At 65.5% G+C, this 13,416-nt stretch carries 18 protein-coding genes; 4 read left to right on the forward strand and 14 right to left on the reverse strand.

What is annotated here, in order from left to right; all coding sequences use genetic code 11:
* Nucleotides 1–78: 78 nt before the first annotated feature.
* From IP89_RS22965 to IP89_RS06755, 8 genes are all read right to left on the reverse strand, one after another.
* Nucleotides 79–984, reverse strand: a complete 906-nt coding sequence (locus IP89_RS22965; RefSeq protein ID WP_081963192.1) for a peptidoglycan DD-metalloendopeptidase family protein — start codon at nt 982–984, stop codon at nt 79–81.
* A 109-nt stretch (nt 985–1,093) separates the two neighbouring features.
* Entirely contained in the window at nt 1,094–1,729 is a 636-nt protein-coding gene (locus IP89_RS06725; RefSeq protein ID WP_177326852.1) for a protein-L-isoaspartate(D-aspartate) O-methyltransferase, read from the reverse strand.
* A 38-nt stretch (nt 1,730–1,767) separates the two neighbouring features.
* On the reverse strand, nt 1,768–2,517 hold the full coding sequence (gene surE, locus IP89_RS06730) for a 5'/3'-nucleotidase SurE (protein ID WP_043308578.1): 750 nt from the start codon (nt 2,515–2,517) through the stop codon (nt 1,768–1,770).
* Nucleotides 2,505–3,563, reverse strand: coding sequence for a tRNA pseudouridine(13) synthase TruD (gene truD / locus IP89_RS06735; RefSeq protein WP_043308579.1), 1,059 nt, complete (start codon nt 3,561–3,563; stop codon nt 2,505–2,507). Before truD ends, surE begins: the two co-directional genes overlap by 13 nt.
* A complete protein-coding gene (gene ispF / locus IP89_RS06740) occupies nt 3,560–4,033 on the reverse strand; it encodes a 2-C-methyl-D-erythritol 2,4-cyclodiphosphate synthase (RefSeq protein ID WP_043308580.1) in 474 nt (157 codons plus the stop codon). Before ispF ends, truD begins: the two co-directional genes overlap by 4 nt.
* Before the next feature lie 89 nt (nt 4,034–4,122).
* Nucleotides 4,123–4,374 carry a hypothetical protein gene (locus IP89_RS06745; protein ID WP_043308581.1) on the reverse strand — a complete coding sequence of 84 codons (252 nt, stop codon included), beginning with the start codon at nt 4,372–4,374 and terminating at the stop codon, nt 4,123–4,125.
* A gap of 3 nt (nt 4,375–4,377) precedes the next feature.
* The gene (fghA, locus tag IP89_RS06750) at nt 4,378–5,220 is read right to left on the reverse strand and encodes an S-formylglutathione hydrolase (RefSeq protein ID WP_043308582.1); all 843 of its coding nucleotides are present in this window, start codon (nt 5,218–5,220) and stop codon (nt 4,378–4,380) included.
* A 42-nt stretch (nt 5,221–5,262) separates the two neighbouring features.
* The gene (locus tag IP89_RS06755) at nt 5,263–6,375 is read right to left on the reverse strand and encodes an S-(hydroxymethyl)glutathione dehydrogenase/class III alcohol dehydrogenase (RefSeq protein WP_043308583.1); all 1,113 of its coding nucleotides are present in this window, start codon (nt 6,373–6,375) and stop codon (nt 5,263–5,265) included.
* A 103-nt stretch (nt 6,376–6,478) separates the two neighbouring features.
* Between IP89_RS06755 and IP89_RS06760 the strand changes: the two genes are divergently transcribed.
* Nucleotides 6,479–7,378: a LysR substrate-binding domain-containing protein gene (locus tag IP89_RS06760; RefSeq protein ID WP_043308584.1), complete on the forward strand. Its 900-nt coding sequence runs from the start codon at nt 6,479–6,481 to the stop codon at nt 7,376–7,378.
* Here IP89_RS06760 and IP89_RS06765 read toward each other — a convergent pair.
* The 3 genes from IP89_RS06765 to IP89_RS06775 are packed head-to-tail and all read right to left on the reverse strand — an operon-like array spanning nt 7,375 to nt 8,480.
* Entirely contained in the window at nt 7,375–7,992 is a 618-nt protein-coding gene (locus IP89_RS06765) for an SOS response-associated peptidase (protein WP_043308585.1), read from the reverse strand. The genes IP89_RS06760 and IP89_RS06765 overlap by 4 nt on opposite strands.
* A gap of 45 nt (nt 7,993–8,037) precedes the next feature.
* The gene (locus IP89_RS06770; RefSeq protein ID WP_043308586.1) at nt 8,038–8,298 is read right to left on the reverse strand and encodes a putative signal transducing protein; all 261 of its coding nucleotides are present in this window, start codon (nt 8,296–8,298) and stop codon (nt 8,038–8,040) included.
* Complete coding sequence (locus tag IP89_RS06775; RefSeq protein ID WP_043308587.1) at nt 8,298–8,480, reverse strand: CPXCG motif-containing cysteine-rich protein; 183 nt, start codon at nt 8,478–8,480, stop codon at nt 8,298–8,300. Before IP89_RS06775 ends, IP89_RS06770 begins: the two co-directional genes overlap by 1 nt.
* Nucleotides 8,481–8,566: 86 nt before the next feature.
* Between IP89_RS06775 and IP89_RS06780 the strand changes: the two genes are divergently transcribed.
* Nucleotides 8,567–9,733: a 1-acyl-sn-glycerol-3-phosphate acyltransferase gene (locus IP89_RS06780; protein WP_043308588.1), complete on the forward strand. Its 1,167-nt coding sequence runs from the start codon at nt 8,567–8,569 to the stop codon at nt 9,731–9,733.
* Between the two features lie 58 nt (nt 9,734–9,791).
* Here IP89_RS06780 and IP89_RS06785 read toward each other — a convergent pair whose 3' ends face one another.
* A complete protein-coding gene (locus IP89_RS06785; RefSeq protein ID WP_043308589.1) occupies nt 9,792–10,079 on the reverse strand; it encodes a hypothetical protein in 288 nt (95 codons plus the stop codon).
* A gap of 343 nt (nt 10,080–10,422) precedes the next feature.
* On the opposite strand from IP89_RS06785, the gene IP89_RS06790 reads away from it, so the two are divergent.
* Nucleotides 10,423–10,629 (forward strand): hypothetical protein, encoded by a 207-nt coding sequence (locus IP89_RS06790; RefSeq protein ID WP_043308590.1) that lies wholly within the window; start codon nt 10,423–10,425, stop codon nt 10,627–10,629.
* A gap of 57 nt (nt 10,630–10,686) precedes the next feature.
* On the opposite strand, the gene IP89_RS06795 is transcribed toward IP89_RS06790, so the two are convergent.
* Nucleotides 10,687–11,274 (reverse strand): YajG family lipoprotein, encoded by a 588-nt coding sequence (locus IP89_RS06795; RefSeq protein WP_043308591.1) that lies wholly within the window; start codon nt 11,272–11,274, stop codon nt 10,687–10,689.
* A 159-nt stretch (nt 11,275–11,433) separates the two neighbouring features.
* Here IP89_RS06795 and IP89_RS06800 point away from each other — a divergent pair, with 159 nt between their 5' ends.
* Nucleotides 11,434–11,667 (forward strand): hypothetical protein, encoded by a 234-nt coding sequence (locus IP89_RS06800; protein WP_043308592.1) that lies wholly within the window; start codon nt 11,434–11,436, stop codon nt 11,665–11,667.
* A gap of 23 nt (nt 11,668–11,690) precedes the next feature.
* Here IP89_RS06800 and mqo read toward each other — a convergent pair whose 3' ends face one another.
* On the reverse strand, nt 11,691–13,175 hold the full coding sequence (mqo, locus tag IP89_RS06805) for a malate dehydrogenase (quinone) (protein WP_043308593.1): 1,485 nt from the start codon (nt 13,173–13,175) through the stop codon (nt 11,691–11,693).
* Nucleotides 13,176–13,416 lie beyond the last annotated feature (241 nt).

Raw genomic sequence — 13,416 nt, forward strand, 5'->3', positions numbered from 1 at the left:
CTGATGAATAGCTGGATGACTCCCTGGCAACACCAAAGCCCGCTCCTCCTATGCTGCGAGGGCAGGTTGGCGGCAGAGTCAACGACGTGGCAGATACTGCAGAGGGTCTACCGGTTTACCTTGGCGGCGAATCTCAAAATGGAGCTTCACCCGATCGGCACCCGTGGATCCCATTTCGGCGATATGCTGTCCGACTTTGACCTGCTGTCCCTCCCGCACCAGCAACCTGCGGTTATGTCCGTAGGCGCTTACATAGGCATCGCTGTGCTTGATGATCACCAGTTCACCGTAGCCCCGCAAACCACTTCCGGCGTACACAACGGAACCATCAGCTGCAGCCAAAACAGGCTGGCCCAATTCTCCAGCGATATCAATTCCTTTATTCAAACTCCCGTTTGACGAGAATTTGCCGATCAGCGCACCACTGGCAGGCCAGGCCCAGCCTTGTGCAGAGCGCTGTACGGACTGCACCTTGCCGGCGGTGGCCGTGCCTCCCACCGTGGCCACCGGCGGTTGCGACTGGGCAACCGGCTGCGGCTGAGTTGGCGTCTTGACTGGCGTGGGAGTCTGTACCGGCGGCCGCGAGGCAGTCTGCGGCACGGAGGTCACCGGTACGCTGCTCACCGGCGGCCTATTCGCCTGAGCCACCACGGGGGCGCTGCCCTGCTGTGGCTGATCGAAGCGAATGCGCTGTCCTGGACGGATGGTGTAGGGCGCGGGAATGTTGTTGCGTGCGGCCAGGGCTTTCCAGTCCCAGCCGAAGCGGAAGGCGATCGAGTAGAGGGTATCGCCGCGCTGCACCAGGTATTCACCGGCGGTGGCCTGCGGACGCGCAGGCGTAGCGCTGCCACCGTGGGTGCGATCCACAACCTGTGGCTTCGTGGAAGGCGAGCTGCTGCAGCCCGACAGTATTGCCGCGAAAACCGCCGCCCCCAGGCCTAGGCCCTTCAGGCTCTTTCGCTGCTGTCCGCTCGTGAGACTCACCCCGTGCTCCCCTGCCGGTGTTTCTTGGAAATGTTGTGACGCATTGTGCCGGAATTATCCGGCACCGCCAGCATTGCTCGCCGGCACTGTGAAGCAGGGACGAGCAAACTCAGGCCAACGGGCCGTTGAGCAGCGGCACGAAGCGCACCAGGTCGAGCACATGGCGCGAGTAACCGTCCTCTTCGCGCACGATCAGCAGCAGTTCCTGGGTTTCCCCGGCCCCCACCGGGATCACCAGGCGACCGCCGATGGCCAGCTGGTCCAGCAGCGCCTGCGGCACCTCGGTAGCGGCGGCAGTGACGATGATGCCGTTGTACGGGCCGAGGGCATTCCAGCCTTCCCAGCCATCGCCCCAGCGGAATACCACGTTGCGCAGCTTGAGCTCGACCAGGCGCTCCTTGGCACGATCCTGCAGGGCCTGGATACGTTCCACCGAGAACACCCGCTCCACCAGTTGCGCCAGCACGGCGGTCTGGTAGCCGGAGCCGGTACCGATCTCCAGCACCTTGTCCAACGGGCCGCCAGCCAGCAGCAGCTCAGTCATGCGCCCGACTATATAAGGCTGGGAAATGGTCTGGTTGTGGCCGATGGGCAGCGCGGTGTCTTCGTAGGCGCGATGGGCCAGCGCCTCGTCGACGAACAGGTGACGCGGCGTGCGGCGGATGACTTCGAGCACGTGCGGGTTGGACAGGCCTTCCTCGTACAGGCGCTCGATCAGGCGCTCACGGGTGCGCTGCGAGGTCATGCCGACGCCCTGGCGCTGCAGGTGATCCTGGCCGCGCATCAGAGCAGGCCCTCCAGCCAACCATCGAGACCCTCGAAAGCCTCGTGGAAGGTGCGGTCCAGCTGCAGCGGAGTGATCGATACGTAGCCCTGCATCACCGCATGGAAGTCGGTGCCCGGGCCGCCGTCCTCGGCATCGCCGGAGACGGAGATCCAGTAGCCTTCCTTGCCCCGCGGGTTGACCTGCTTGACCGGCGCGGCTGCGCGCGCGCGATGACCGAGGCGGGTCAGCTGCACGCCACGGATATGCTCCAGCGGCAGGTTGGGCACGTTGACGTTGAGTACGGTGCGCGGCGGCAGATCGAGCCTGTCGTGCGCCTCCACCAGCTTGCGCGCGAAATAGGCGGCGGTAGCCAGGTTGTCGGTGCGGCGTGAGACCAACGAGAAGGCGAAGGCCGGCTTGCTCAGGAAGCGCCCTTCGAGCGCCGCGGCCACGGTGCCGGAATAGAGCACGTCGTCGCCGAGGTTGGCGCCCAGGTTGATGCCCGAGACCACCATGTCCGGTACCGGATCGAGCAAGGCATTAAGGCCCAGGTGCACGCAGTCGGTGGGCGTGCCGTTGAGGGCAATGAAGCCATTGGGCAGCGGCGCCGGGTGCAGCGGGCGGTCCAGGGTCAGCGAACTGCTGGTACCGCTCTTGTCTTCGGTCGGGGCGATGACCACGCACTCGGCATAGTCGTGCAGCGCGTCATGCAGCGCGGCGATGCCGGGTGCCATCACGCCGTCGTCGTTGGAGATCAGAATTCGCATGGAGAGTCCGTCTGCCCTGCCGGCAGCAGATCGACCAGTTCGCGCACCACGGCGGTGGCGAAGCAACCGGCCGGCAGGACGAATTGCAGTTGCACTATCTCAGGCTCCGGATAATGCCACGTCAGCCCGGCGATGGGGAGGCGCAGGATGCGCCGTTCGTGCGCCATGCCCGCCTTCGCCAGCCAGGCGACCAACGCCGGTTCGGCGGCGGCCAGTTTCTGCTCCAACTCCTGCGCGGTGCCCTCGGCCGACGATGCACCGTCGCCCCACAGCGGGCCGGTCGGATGCAGGTCGAGAATCGCCAGGCGTGGGTCGCTGCACTCGCTCTCCCCAGCCATAAAGAAGCTGCGACTGTCGGTGAAGGCCAGCAGGTCGCCGACCCGCGCCTGGTTCCAGCTGCCGTCGGCCACGCGCGCTGCCAGGGCGCGGTTGAACAGATAGCTGCGCGCCGACGAGAGCAGGCGCGAACGGGTATTGCGCTGCTCCGGCAGCTCGCTGCGTTCGGCGAAGGCGCGCGCATCAGCCACGTTGCCCCCCTGCCAGCCGAAGCGCTGCAGGCCGTAGTAGTTCGGCACGCCCTGCTCGCGGATGCTCTGCAGGCGTTGCTCCAGCAGCTCGCGGTCGGCCTTGAGGCCGGTCAGGCGCAGGGTGAAGCCATTGGCCGAATGCGCGCCGCGCTGCAGTTTGCGCGAGTGACGCACGGCCTTGAGGATGGCCAGGGTCTCGCCCTCGGCGGCGGACAGGTCGGGATCGGCCTTGCCCGGCAGATGCAGGCTGAACCACTGGCGGGTCAGCGCCTGGCGATCCTTCAGTCCGGCGTAGCTGATATTGCGCTGCGACACCCCGGCCGCACGAGCCAGGCGGCGCGCCGCCTCCTCGGTGTTGAGGCCGCGCTTCTCCACCCACAGCCACAGGTGCTCGCCATTGCCGGACAGCGGAATATCCAGCACCTCGTCGACCTGAAAGTCCTCGGCAGTGGCCTTGAGCACGGCCTGACCACAGGCCTCGCCATGGGCGCGCGGGCCCAGCAGTTCCAGCTCGGTCATGCTTTAACCAACAGCGCCACGGCGTGAACCGCGATGCCTTCCTCACGGCCGGTGAAACCGAGCTTTTCGGTGGTGGTGGCCTTGACGTTGACCGCGTCCAGTTCGACCTGCAGGTCCTCGGCGATCAGGCCGCGCATGGTCTCGATATGCGGCGCCATCTTCGGCGCCTGGGCGACGATGGTGGCGTCGACGTTGCCGACCACATAGCCCTTGGCATGGATCAGGCCGAGCACATGGCGCAGCAGCGCGCGGCTGTCAGCGCCCTTGAAGGTCGGGTCGGTGTCAGGGAAGTGCTTGCCGATATCGCCCAGGGCGCAGGCGCCGAGCAGCGCATCGCTGAGGGCATGCAGCAGCACGTCGCCATCGGAATGGGCGATCAGGCCGAACTTGTGCGGGATGCGCACGCCGCCGAGGGTAATGAAGTCGCCCTCGCCGAAGCGATGAACGTCGTAGCCGTGACCGATACGCATAGGGCTGCTCATGAAAACCTGGCCTAGAAAAAATCAGGGCGCGATTCTACCGCAGGCCAGCCCCCCGCGAACCCTTCTCATCCAGACCTTCAGTCGTCGGCGGATTCGTCGAAGGCACGGTGCCCGGCAAAGCCCCTGGCCTCACCGAGCACCAGCGGCCCCGAACGATCATCCACCTGCGCCATGCGGCGCGCCCGGCGTGCGCTGAAAAACAACGGCCCGCCGACACACACCAGCATCAGAGCGACGAACAACCAGCCCCGACTCAGCCACCAGGCGAAGGGCGCCAGCGCCACCCCGCCCAGCAGCAGAACCAGCCCGAGGCCCTCGAGCGGGCTCATCGATCAGCGCAGCGCCGCCGCATGGTGGCGCAAGTGATCGTCGATGAAGCTGGCGATGAAGTAGTAGCTGTGGTCGTAGCCCGGTTGCAGGCGCAGGGTCAGCGGATGCTCGGCGGCTTTGGCCGCGGCCTGCAGGGCCTGGGGCTTGAGCTGGATTTCGAGGAAGTCGTCGCGGTCGCCCTGATCGACCAGGATCGGCAGCTTCTCGCTCGCCTCGGCCAGCAGCACACAGGCATCCCACTCGCGCCAGCGCGAACGGTCGTCGCCCAGGTAGTTGGAAAACGCCTTCTCGCCCCAGGGGCAGTTGAGCGGGTTGCTGATCGGCGCAAAGGCCGACACCGACTGATAGCACCCCGGATTCTTCAGCGCGCAGACCAGCGCGCCGTGGCCGCCCATGGAGTGGCCGCTGATACCGCGCTTGTCCGATACCGGGAAGTTGGCCTCGATCAGCGCCGGCAGCTCCTGCACCACGTAGTCGTACATACGGTAGTGGCGCGCCCAGGGCTCCTGGGTGGCGTTGAGGTAGAAGCCGGCGCCGAGACCGAAGTCCCATGCCTTGTTGGCGTCATCTGGCACACCTTCGCCGCGCGGGCTGGTGTCCGGTGCGACGATGATCAAGCCGAGCTCGGCGGCCAGCTTCTGCGCGCCGGCCTTCTGCATGAAATTCTCGTCGGTGCAGGTCAGGCCGCTCAGCCAGTACAGCACCGGCAGCTTGGCGCCCTGCTCCGCCTGCGGCGGCAGGTACACGGCGAACACCATGTCGCAGTTGAGCGCGGTAGAGCGGTGGCGGTAACGCTTGTGCCAGCCGCCACAGCTCTTGTTGCTGGAAACGATCTCAAGAGTCATCACGATCTCCGTAGGGGGCGCCGCAGCGCCCCGCCCATGGATTTAGTAGTGGATAACGGTGCGGATGCTCTTGCCTTCGTGCATCAGGTCGAAGGCGCTGTTGATCTCGTCCAGGCCCATGGTGTGGGTGATGAAGGTGTCCAGCGGGATCTCGCCCTTCTGCGACTTCTCCACATAGCTCGGCAGCTCGGTACGGCCCTTGACACCACCGAAGGCCGAACCGCGCCAGACGCGCCCGGTCACCAGCTGGAACGGACGGGTGCTGATTTCCTCGCCGGCACCGGCCACACCGATAATCACGCTCTCGCCCCAACCCTTGTGCGCGCATTCCAGCGCGGCGCGCATCAGCTGCACGTTGCCGACGCACTCGAAGCTGTAGTCGACGCCACCGTCGGTCATCTCGACGATGACTTCCTGGATCGGCTTGGCGTGGTCCTTCGGATTGACGAAGTCGGTCGCGCCCAGCTCGCGGGCCACGCCGAACTTGGCCGGGTTGATGTCGACGGCGATGATGCGGCTGGCCTTGGCCATCTTGGCGCCGATGATCGCCGCCAGGCCGATGCCGCCGAGGCCAAAGATGGCGACGGTGGCGCCCTCTTCCACCTTGGCGGTGTTGAGCACGGCGCCGATACCGGTGGTGACGCCGCAGCCGAGCAGGCAGACCTTCTCCAGCGGCGCGTCCTTCGGGATCACCGCCAGGGAGATTTCCGGCAGCACGGTGTACTCGGAGAAGGTCGAGCAGCCCATGTAGTGGTAGATCGGCTCGCCGTTGTAGCTGAAGCGGCTGGTGCCGTCCGGCATCAGGCCCTTGCCCTGGGTGGCGCGCACCTTCTGGCACAGGTTGGTCTTGCCGGATTTGCAGAATTTGCACTCGCGGCATTCGGCGGTGTACAGCGGGATCACGTGGTCACCGACCTGCACCGAGGTCACGCCCTCGCCCACCGCCTCGACGATGCCACCACCCTCGTGGCCGAGGATCGACGGGAACACGCCCTCGGAGTCGGCACCGGACAGGGTGTAGGCGTCGGTGTGGCACACGCCGGTAGCGACGATGCGCACCAGCACTTCGCCGGCCTTCGGTGGAGCGACGTCCACTTCGACGATCTTGAGCGGCTGGTTGGGGCCGAACGCGACGGCGGCACGGGACTTGATCATGGACGTTCTCCAGTGGATGAAAAGTGCCGAGAGTGTAGACCTCGGCGTTTTTCTGGATAATCCAGGCAATCAGCAAAACATTATTGCCAACCAGGGATAATCGATGAGCAACTGGGAAGGCCTGGACGAGTTCGTCGCGGTCGCCGAATGCGGCCGCTTCGCCGCCGCCGCGCAGCGCCTGGGACTCTCTACCTCGCAGGTCAGCCGCCAGGTGGCGCGTCTCGAGGAGCGCCTGCAAACCCGCCTGTTCTACCGCAGCACACGCAAGGTGACGCTGACCGAGGCCGGACAGACCTTCCTGCAGCACTGCCAGCGCCTGCAGGACGCCCGCGAGGAAGCCCTGCGTGCCATCGGCGACCTCAACGACGAGCCCAAGGGCCTGCTGCGGATGACCTGTGCGGTGGCCTATGGCGAGCGTTTCATCGTGCCGCTGGTCAACGAATTCATGGCGCGCCATCCGCAGCTGCGCGTGGAGATCGAGCTGAGCAACCAGACCCTCGACCTGCTGCACAGCAGCATGGACCTGGCCATCCGCCTCGGCCGCCTGCAGGACTCACGACTGGTCGCCACCCGCCTGGCCCCGCGGGTCATGCACCTGTGCGCGGCGCCTGCCTATCTGGAACGCTACGGCCGGCCGCACTCGCTGTCCGAGCTGGGTCGGCATAACTGCCTGGTCGGCAGCAGCGATCAGTGGAGCTTCCAGCAGGACGGTCGCGAGCTGAGCCAACGGGTGCAAGGCAACTGGCGCTGCAACAGCGGCGAGGCAGTACTCGACGCCGCCCTGCGCGGCTTCGGCCTGTGCCAGTTGCCGGACTACTACGTGCAGCCGCACCTGCGCAGCGGCGCGCTGGTCGACCTGTTGCCACAACAGCGTCCGCCACACACCGCCGTGTGGGCGCTGTATCCGCAGCAGCGTCACCTCTCGCCCAAGGTGCGCCTGCTGGTGGAACTATTGAAGGAAGGGCTGGCGCGGCGGCCGGAGTATCAGGAAGTGCAAAACTAGGCCGGAGTCAGGCAATCCGGGCCTTCGAAGGCCGGATCGTTGATCAACGTACTCACTGCACGCTCGCGCAGCGGCGGTTGCGGCGCTGTCAGCAGCGCCTGCAGCTGCTCGACCGAGGCCTGCGGGTCGAGCCAGACACGGGTAGCAGCCTGGTCCAGCAGCACGGGCCGACGCAGGTAGCTGGCCGGCGCGGTGATCATCGCCACGCTCAGGTAGGTCTGCCCCGCCGTCGGATAGGCCTCCCACACCCCCGCGAAATACTGCAGCCCCTCGCTGCTCATCCAGTACGGGCGCTTGCGATTGGCCTGGCCGCGCCACTCGTAGAAGCCATTGGCCGGCAGTAGGCAACGGCGCTGGCGGAAGGCCTCGCGAAACATCGGCTGCTCGGCCAGGGTCTCGGCGCGTGCATGGGACGGCGCCTTGGAGAGGTCATCGAGCCAAGCCGGGGTCAGCCCCCAGCGCCCGGCCGCAGCCTGCAGCTCACCTTCGGGCTGGTGGATGAACAGCACCTGGGCACCGGGCGCCAGATTCCAGCGCTGCGGAAAGCCTTCGGGAAAGCCCGGCAGGCTCGACAGGGACTGGGGCCAACGGAACAGGGCGTAGCGTCCACTCATGGGCGGCGGTGTTTCCAGTAACAGAAGAGGCAGCGAAAGAAAGAATCAGCAGAGCAGCACGCCGGGGAAACCCTCGGGCTCTTCGCCCGGCAGCGGCGCGGCGGCATTGTACGCGGCGATCAAGCGCCGCGCGTGCTCGGCATCGTCGTCCTCCACCAGCAAACCGAGCAAGCCCAGCGCCGGCAACTCGCCCACTGCGCCGAGCAGATGCCGTCCGGCCAGGTGCGCCTCCACCCCCTCGCTGGCCAGCACACCCACCAGCAATTCGGCTTCCAACAGGTCCTGCGGCTCATAGATGCGCTGCATCAGTCGTTCTCCCCACGCACGTCCAGCGTCCAGGTTTCACCGTCGGTATGCAGCTCGAAAATGATCGGCCGACAGCACACCGGGCAGTCCTCGACATACTCCTGATCCCCCGCAGAGAGATCGAGCACCGCCTCGGCCTGTTCCCAACAATATGGGCACTGGTACAACTGTGTTTCCAGCATCACGGCCTCCATGTGACTTGCCGGTATAATCGCCGGTCTATTGCAGGCCCGCGCACGGGCATTCCGAGCAGCCTAACCACGAGAACATGATGGGCGAATTCGATTCCATCCGACCCTACGCCGACCACGAGGTCCCCGCCGTACTGGCGCGTCTGTTGAGCGACGACACCTTCCTCGGCGCCCTGACCCGCTTCCGCTTCCCGCGCCTGGCCGGGCCATTCGGTTGGTTGCTCAAACCTCTTATAGCCCATCGGCTGCGCAGCGAGACGGCCGGCATCACTTCGGTGGATGCCCTGCAGGCACGCATCGAGCCCTATATCGACCGTACCGTGGAGCGCGCCACCGATGGCATCAGCTTCTCCGGCATCGAGCAGCTGAAGGCCGGCACGCCCTATCTGTTCCTGGCCAACCACCGCGACATCGTGATGGACCCGGCCTTCGTCAACTACGCGGTGTTCCACGCCAAGCTGCCGACGCCGCGCATCGCCATCGGCGACAACCTGCTGCAGCGCCCCTTCGTCAGCGACCTGATGCGCCTGAACAAGAGTTTCATCGTGCACCGTAGCGTGGCCGGCCGGCGCGAGAAGCTGGCGGCCTTCCAGTTGCTGTCGGCCTACATCAACCACTCGATCCGCGAGGAAGGCCAGTCGATCTGGATCGCCCAGGCCGAGGGGCGGGCCAAGGACGGCGACGACCGTACCGACTCGGCGATCCTCAAGATGTTCCACATGAGCCGCAAGGACGAGCCGTTCGCCGAGGCCCTGGCCGCGCTGAACCTGATCCCGGTGTCGATCAGCTACGAGTACGACCCCTGCGACCAGGCCAAGGCCCACGAGCTGCAGATCCGTGCCAGCACCGGTAGCTACGAGAAGGCGCCGGGCGAGGACGATGCCAGCATCGCCCTCGGCATCACCGGCTACAAGGGCCGCGTCCATGTGCACTTCGGCGAGCCGGTACGCACCGGCTTCGAGGATGCCAAGCAACTGGCCGCCCTGATGGACCAGCGCATCCTTGGCGGCTACCGGCTGTTCCCGGTGCATCTGCTGGCCTACGCCCAGTGGGACGAGCGCGACACTGAGTTGCAGGTGCCGAGCGCCGAGCAGCTGTTCCCCGCCGCCGAAGTGGCCGCTGCTCGCACCGAGTGGCAGCGCCGCCTGGATGCCTGCCCTGCCGAGCAGCGCCCCTGGTTGATCCGCCAATACGCCACGCCGGTGCGCAACCAGTACCGGGTCAAGGCCGGCCTGCCGCTCTGAGCCCAGGCCACAAACGAAAAAGGCAGCCCCAGGGCTGCCTTTTTTCTTGCCGCGCCGTTTACAGGCTGGTGCTGTAGAACGACAGGACCAGCGCCGCCGCCAGGCAAGCGCTGGCGAAGTGGAAGAAGAAGCGGTTGATGCGCAGGGTGCGCTCGTCCAGCAGCGAAGCCTCGCCATCGACGTCGTCCAGTTCGCTGTCCGCAGCCAGACGAGCACCAGCGCGCTGTTCGCGCAGGCGAGTGGCGAGCAACAACCAGCTGCCGGCCAGGGCGAAGAACAGGGCCAGACCATTCACCACGTGCCCGGGATGGTCAGCAAACAGGCTCCAGAGGTACTGCAGGGTCACGCGAATCACCTCGACAACGGTAGCGGTGCACCATCAGCAGGAAATCGCCGGCACCAGCAGCAGGCAGCGACCGTCGGTCGGCTCTGGCTCGCGGCTCGCATCGGTTCGGGGGCGCACCAAAAATAGGCAGGATCGGGCCGCAGGCGGCGGGTGGCCTAGGCTTCGGCGGGCGGCAGTCTACTGAAAACGGGTCAGTTATAAATTCCGTTTCCGACGAACGTTGGTGCTAATCGCGAAATCGTCTGAAAACCGCAATATTCCTGGCCTAGGGTTTGATTCTCCCTTAGTGACTCACCAGTCACTGAAGTGACGGAGCGCCATCAACAATCGCGGAGGAACCGCCATGCTCAACCCGCAACCGGTAGACAAAGACTATCTGATCGATTCGCTGGACGAGGTCGAAGAGGTGATCGACGAGCTCTCCTTCAATGTGCAGGACCACCACTGGCTGGTGTACTGCGCCATGGGCGGCCATGAGCACTACGACCTGCCCGACATCGACGAACACACCGGCCTGTCGCTGCCGGAGCTCTACGCCGAAGCGGCCTGATTCCCCTGAAAAGAAAAAGCCCGGCGATTGCCGGGCTTTTTCATTAACGCACCATCCTCACTGCTGGCCGAGCAGCTGGCCGATGGTCGGGTCCTTGAAGGTGCGGGTCAGGGCGTCGCTGAGCACGTCGCTGATCAGCTTGGTGTTGGTTTCCTGGTTCGGCGCCATGCCGAAGCGCTGGTTCAGCGAGGCGCCGTAGCGGCCGCTGTAGCGACGGCTGCTGTTCTGCACGTCGGCACGGAAGGTGGCGCTGATGTCGGCCTCGGTGACGTACATGCCCTCTTTCGGCGACTGGTACTTCAGCTCGGCCAGGGTCAGGGTCAGCTGCGGCGCGTTGTAGGCATTCGGGCTCGGAGTGAAGCCGAGCAGGCGAACGGCGGCTTCGGCTTCGGTCTGCAGGCGCGGCAGGATGTCCTTGCCTTCGACGCTGATGTTGCTGGTCTCCGGATACAGGCCACCACGGGTGCCGAGCACCGGCGACGGACGACCATCGACCACGCGCACCACGACCGGCTGGCCCTGGCCTACGGCCGCCAGCGGCGCGTTGAGCTTGGGCTGTGGGCGCAGTTGCTGTGGGCTGTGGGCGCAACCGACGAGGGTGACGCCAAATACGGCAAGCAGACCGAACAGCAGGTGTTTCTTCATGGGCGATCTCCGAAAAGGTGGCGGCGGAAAATGGCCGGCAGTATACCCAGCGCTCCGCTGACTGTCTTTCCGACCACCGCAGCTGCTTTGCAGTTCCTGTAACGGCCCTGTCACCGGCCTGTGCGATAAAGCCTGGGCAGTCGTATGAGGAATGCTTCGATGATGAGTCTGTGGTCCCTGCTCACCCCGCGCGCCCGGATGCGCCGCTTCGCCCTGCTGGATGCCAAGGGCAACTGCCGCGCCCTGCGCGAGGCTAGCGAGATGCCCGGCGATGACGGCTGGGTGGAGGTGCACGAGCTGCGCAATCACTGGCTGGGCCAGCGCCTGCCAGCAGAAGCGCGAGTCATCCCGCAGCACCCTGCCAAGCGAGCGCAAAGCGCCCTGGCCGCCTGAATCCCAGGCATGAAAAAGCCGGATCAGGCCAGTTGCAGAGCCTGGGCGCTGCGCTCGGCGACCGAACGGTACAGCTCGGCGTCGTCTTCCAGGGCCTTTTCACGGGCCGGGAAGATTTCCTTGAGCTTGTCCGCCCACTCGCCCTTGGCCTTGTCGGCGAAGCAGCGCTCGATCAGGTTGAGCATGATCGACACGGTCACCGAGGCGCCTGGCGAGGCGCCCAGCAGTGCGGCGATGGAGCCGTCTTCGGCCGCCACCAGCTCGGTACCGAACTGCAGGATGCCGCCCTTCTTAGCGTCCTTCTTGATGATCTGCACGCGCTGACCCGCAATCTCCAGGCGCCAGTCGGCCGGATTCAGGTTCGGGTAGAACTTGCGCAGGGATTCCAGGCGCTGTTCCGGCGACTGCAGCACTTCCTTGATCAGGTAGCGGGTCAGGTCGAAGTTGTCGCGCGCCACGGCCAGCATCGGGCCGATGTTGCTCGGACGTACCGACAGCGGCAGGTCGAGGAACGAGCCGTACTTGAGGAACTTGGTGGTGAAGCCGGCGTAGGGGCCGAACAGCAGCGAGGTCTTACCGTCCACCACGCGGGTGTCCAGGTGCGGCACGGACATGGGCGGCGCGCCCACTTCGGCCTGGCTGTAGACCTTGGCCTGGTGCTGCTTGACCACTTCCGGGTTGTCGCAACGCAGCCACTGACCGCTGACCGGGAAGCCGCCGAAGCCCTTGCCTTCCGGAATGCCGGACATCTGCAGCAGCGGCAGTGCGCCGCCACCGGCGCCGAGGAAGACAAACTTGGCCTTGATTTCGCGCTGCTCGCCACTCTTGGTGTTCTTCACCTGGGCGGTCCAGCCATCACCGCTACGCTCGAGGCCGGTGACCTTCTGGCTGTAGCTGACGTTGATGCCGCCCTGGGTGGCGAGGAACTGCAGCAGTTGGTTGGTCAGCGCGCCGAAGTTGACGTCAGTACCGTTGGCGGAACGGGTCGCGGCGATGCGCTCGTTGGCATCGCGGCCCTGCATCATCAGCGGCATCCACTCGGCCATGGTGGCCTTGTCTTCGGTGTACTCCATGTCCGCGAAGGCATGGTGCTGGCTGATGGTGGCGTGACGGGTCTTGAGGAAGCCCACGTCCTTCTCGCCACGCACGAAGCTCAGGTGCGGCACCGGATTGATGAAGTCACGCGGCGAACCGAAGCCCTGCTTGCCGGCCAGGTGCGACCAGAACTGCTTGGACACTTCGAACTGGGCGTTGATCTGCACGGCCTTCTTGATGTCGATCGAGCCGTCTGCCGCCTGCGGCGTGTAGTTCAGCTCGCAGAGGCCGGCGTGACCGGTACCCGCGTTGTTCCACGGGTTGGAACTCTCGATGGCACCGGAGGAACGCAGTTCAGCGATCTCCAGCTTGAGGTTCGGGTCCAGCTCCTTGAGCAGCACCGCGAGGGTGGCGCTCATGATGCCGGCACCGACCAGCAGCACATCCACAGTTTCGTGATTGACTTGCGTCATTAACGCTTCTCCAAGATCTGCAGTACCAAGCCGCTGACATCGGCCTTTTGAGCCGCGCATCGACGTCTAATCACTGACAGCCAGACGGGTGTCTGGAGCTTCGGAGGGCTGGCACCGTGGCCGATGACTTGGCCTGACAGACACCGAGCAACCTCGTCCGGCACGTGCCGCCTGTGGGCGATCCGTGCGTTCAATTCTTCAATTCGCCGTCACTCCGCAACCGCTCTGCGCCGGCCTGAGG

This window comes from Pseudomonas sp. ML96, assembly GCF_000761545.1.
In the GTDB taxonomy this organism is placed as follows: Bacteria; Pseudomonadota; Gammaproteobacteria; order Pseudomonadales; family Pseudomonadaceae; genus Aquipseudomonas.

Bases quoted from the DNA above. Each gene is read 5' to 3' on its own strand.
- IP89_RS06725 (WP_177326852.1), bottom strand. From the start codon at position 1,729: ATGACCTCGCAGCGCACCCGTGAGCGCCTGATCGAGCGCCTGTACGAG.
- surE (WP_043308578.1), bottom strand. From the start codon at position 2,517: ATGCGAATTCTGATCTCCAACGACGACGGCGTGATGGCACCCGGCATC.
- truD (WP_043308579.1), bottom strand. From the start codon at position 3,563: ATGACCGAGCTGGAACTGCTGGGCCCGCGCGCCCATGGCGAGGCCTGT.
- ispF (WP_043308580.1), bottom strand. From the start codon at position 4,033: ATGCGTATCGGTCACGGCTACGACGTTCATCGCTTCGGCGAGGGCGAC.
- IP89_RS06745 (WP_043308581.1), bottom strand. From the start codon at position 4,374: ATGAGCCCGCTCGAGGGCCTCGGGCTGGTTCTGCTGCTGGGCGGGGTG.
- fghA (WP_043308582.1), bottom strand. From the start codon at position 5,220: ATGACTCTTGAGATCGTTTCCAGCAACAAGAGCTGTGGCGGCTGGCAC.
- IP89_RS06755 (WP_043308583.1), bottom strand. From the start codon at position 6,375: ATGATCAAGTCCCGTGCCGCCGTCGCGTTCGGCCCCAACCAGCCGCTC.
- IP89_RS06760 (WP_043308584.1), top strand. From the start codon at position 6,479: ATGAGCAACTGGGAAGGCCTGGACGAGTTCGTCGCGGTCGCCGAATGC.
- IP89_RS06765 (WP_043308585.1), bottom strand. From the start codon at position 7,992: ATGAGTGGACGCTACGCCCTGTTCCGTTGGCCCCAGTCCCTGTCGAGC.
- IP89_RS06770 (WP_043308586.1), bottom strand. From the start codon at position 8,298: ATGCAGCGCATCTATGAGCCGCAGGACCTGTTGGAAGCCGAATTGCTG.
- IP89_RS06775 (WP_043308587.1), bottom strand. From the start codon at position 8,480: ATGCTGGAAACACAGTTGTACCAGTGCCCATATTGTTGGGAACAGGCC.
- IP89_RS06780 (WP_043308588.1), top strand. From the start codon at position 8,567: ATGATGGGCGAATTCGATTCCATCCGACCCTACGCCGACCACGAGGTC.
- IP89_RS06790 (WP_043308590.1), top strand. From the start codon at position 10,423: ATGCTCAACCCGCAACCGGTAGACAAAGACTATCTGATCGATTCGCTG.
- IP89_RS06795 (WP_043308591.1), bottom strand. From the start codon at position 11,274: ATGAAGAAACACCTGCTGTTCGGTCTGCTTGCCGTATTTGGCGTCACC.
- IP89_RS06800 (WP_043308592.1), top strand. From the start codon at position 11,434: ATGATGAGTCTGTGGTCCCTGCTCACCCCGCGCGCCCGGATGCGCCGC.
- mqo (WP_043308593.1), bottom strand. From the start codon at position 13,175: ATGACGCAAGTCAATCACGAAACTGTGGATGTGCTGCTGGTCGGTGCC.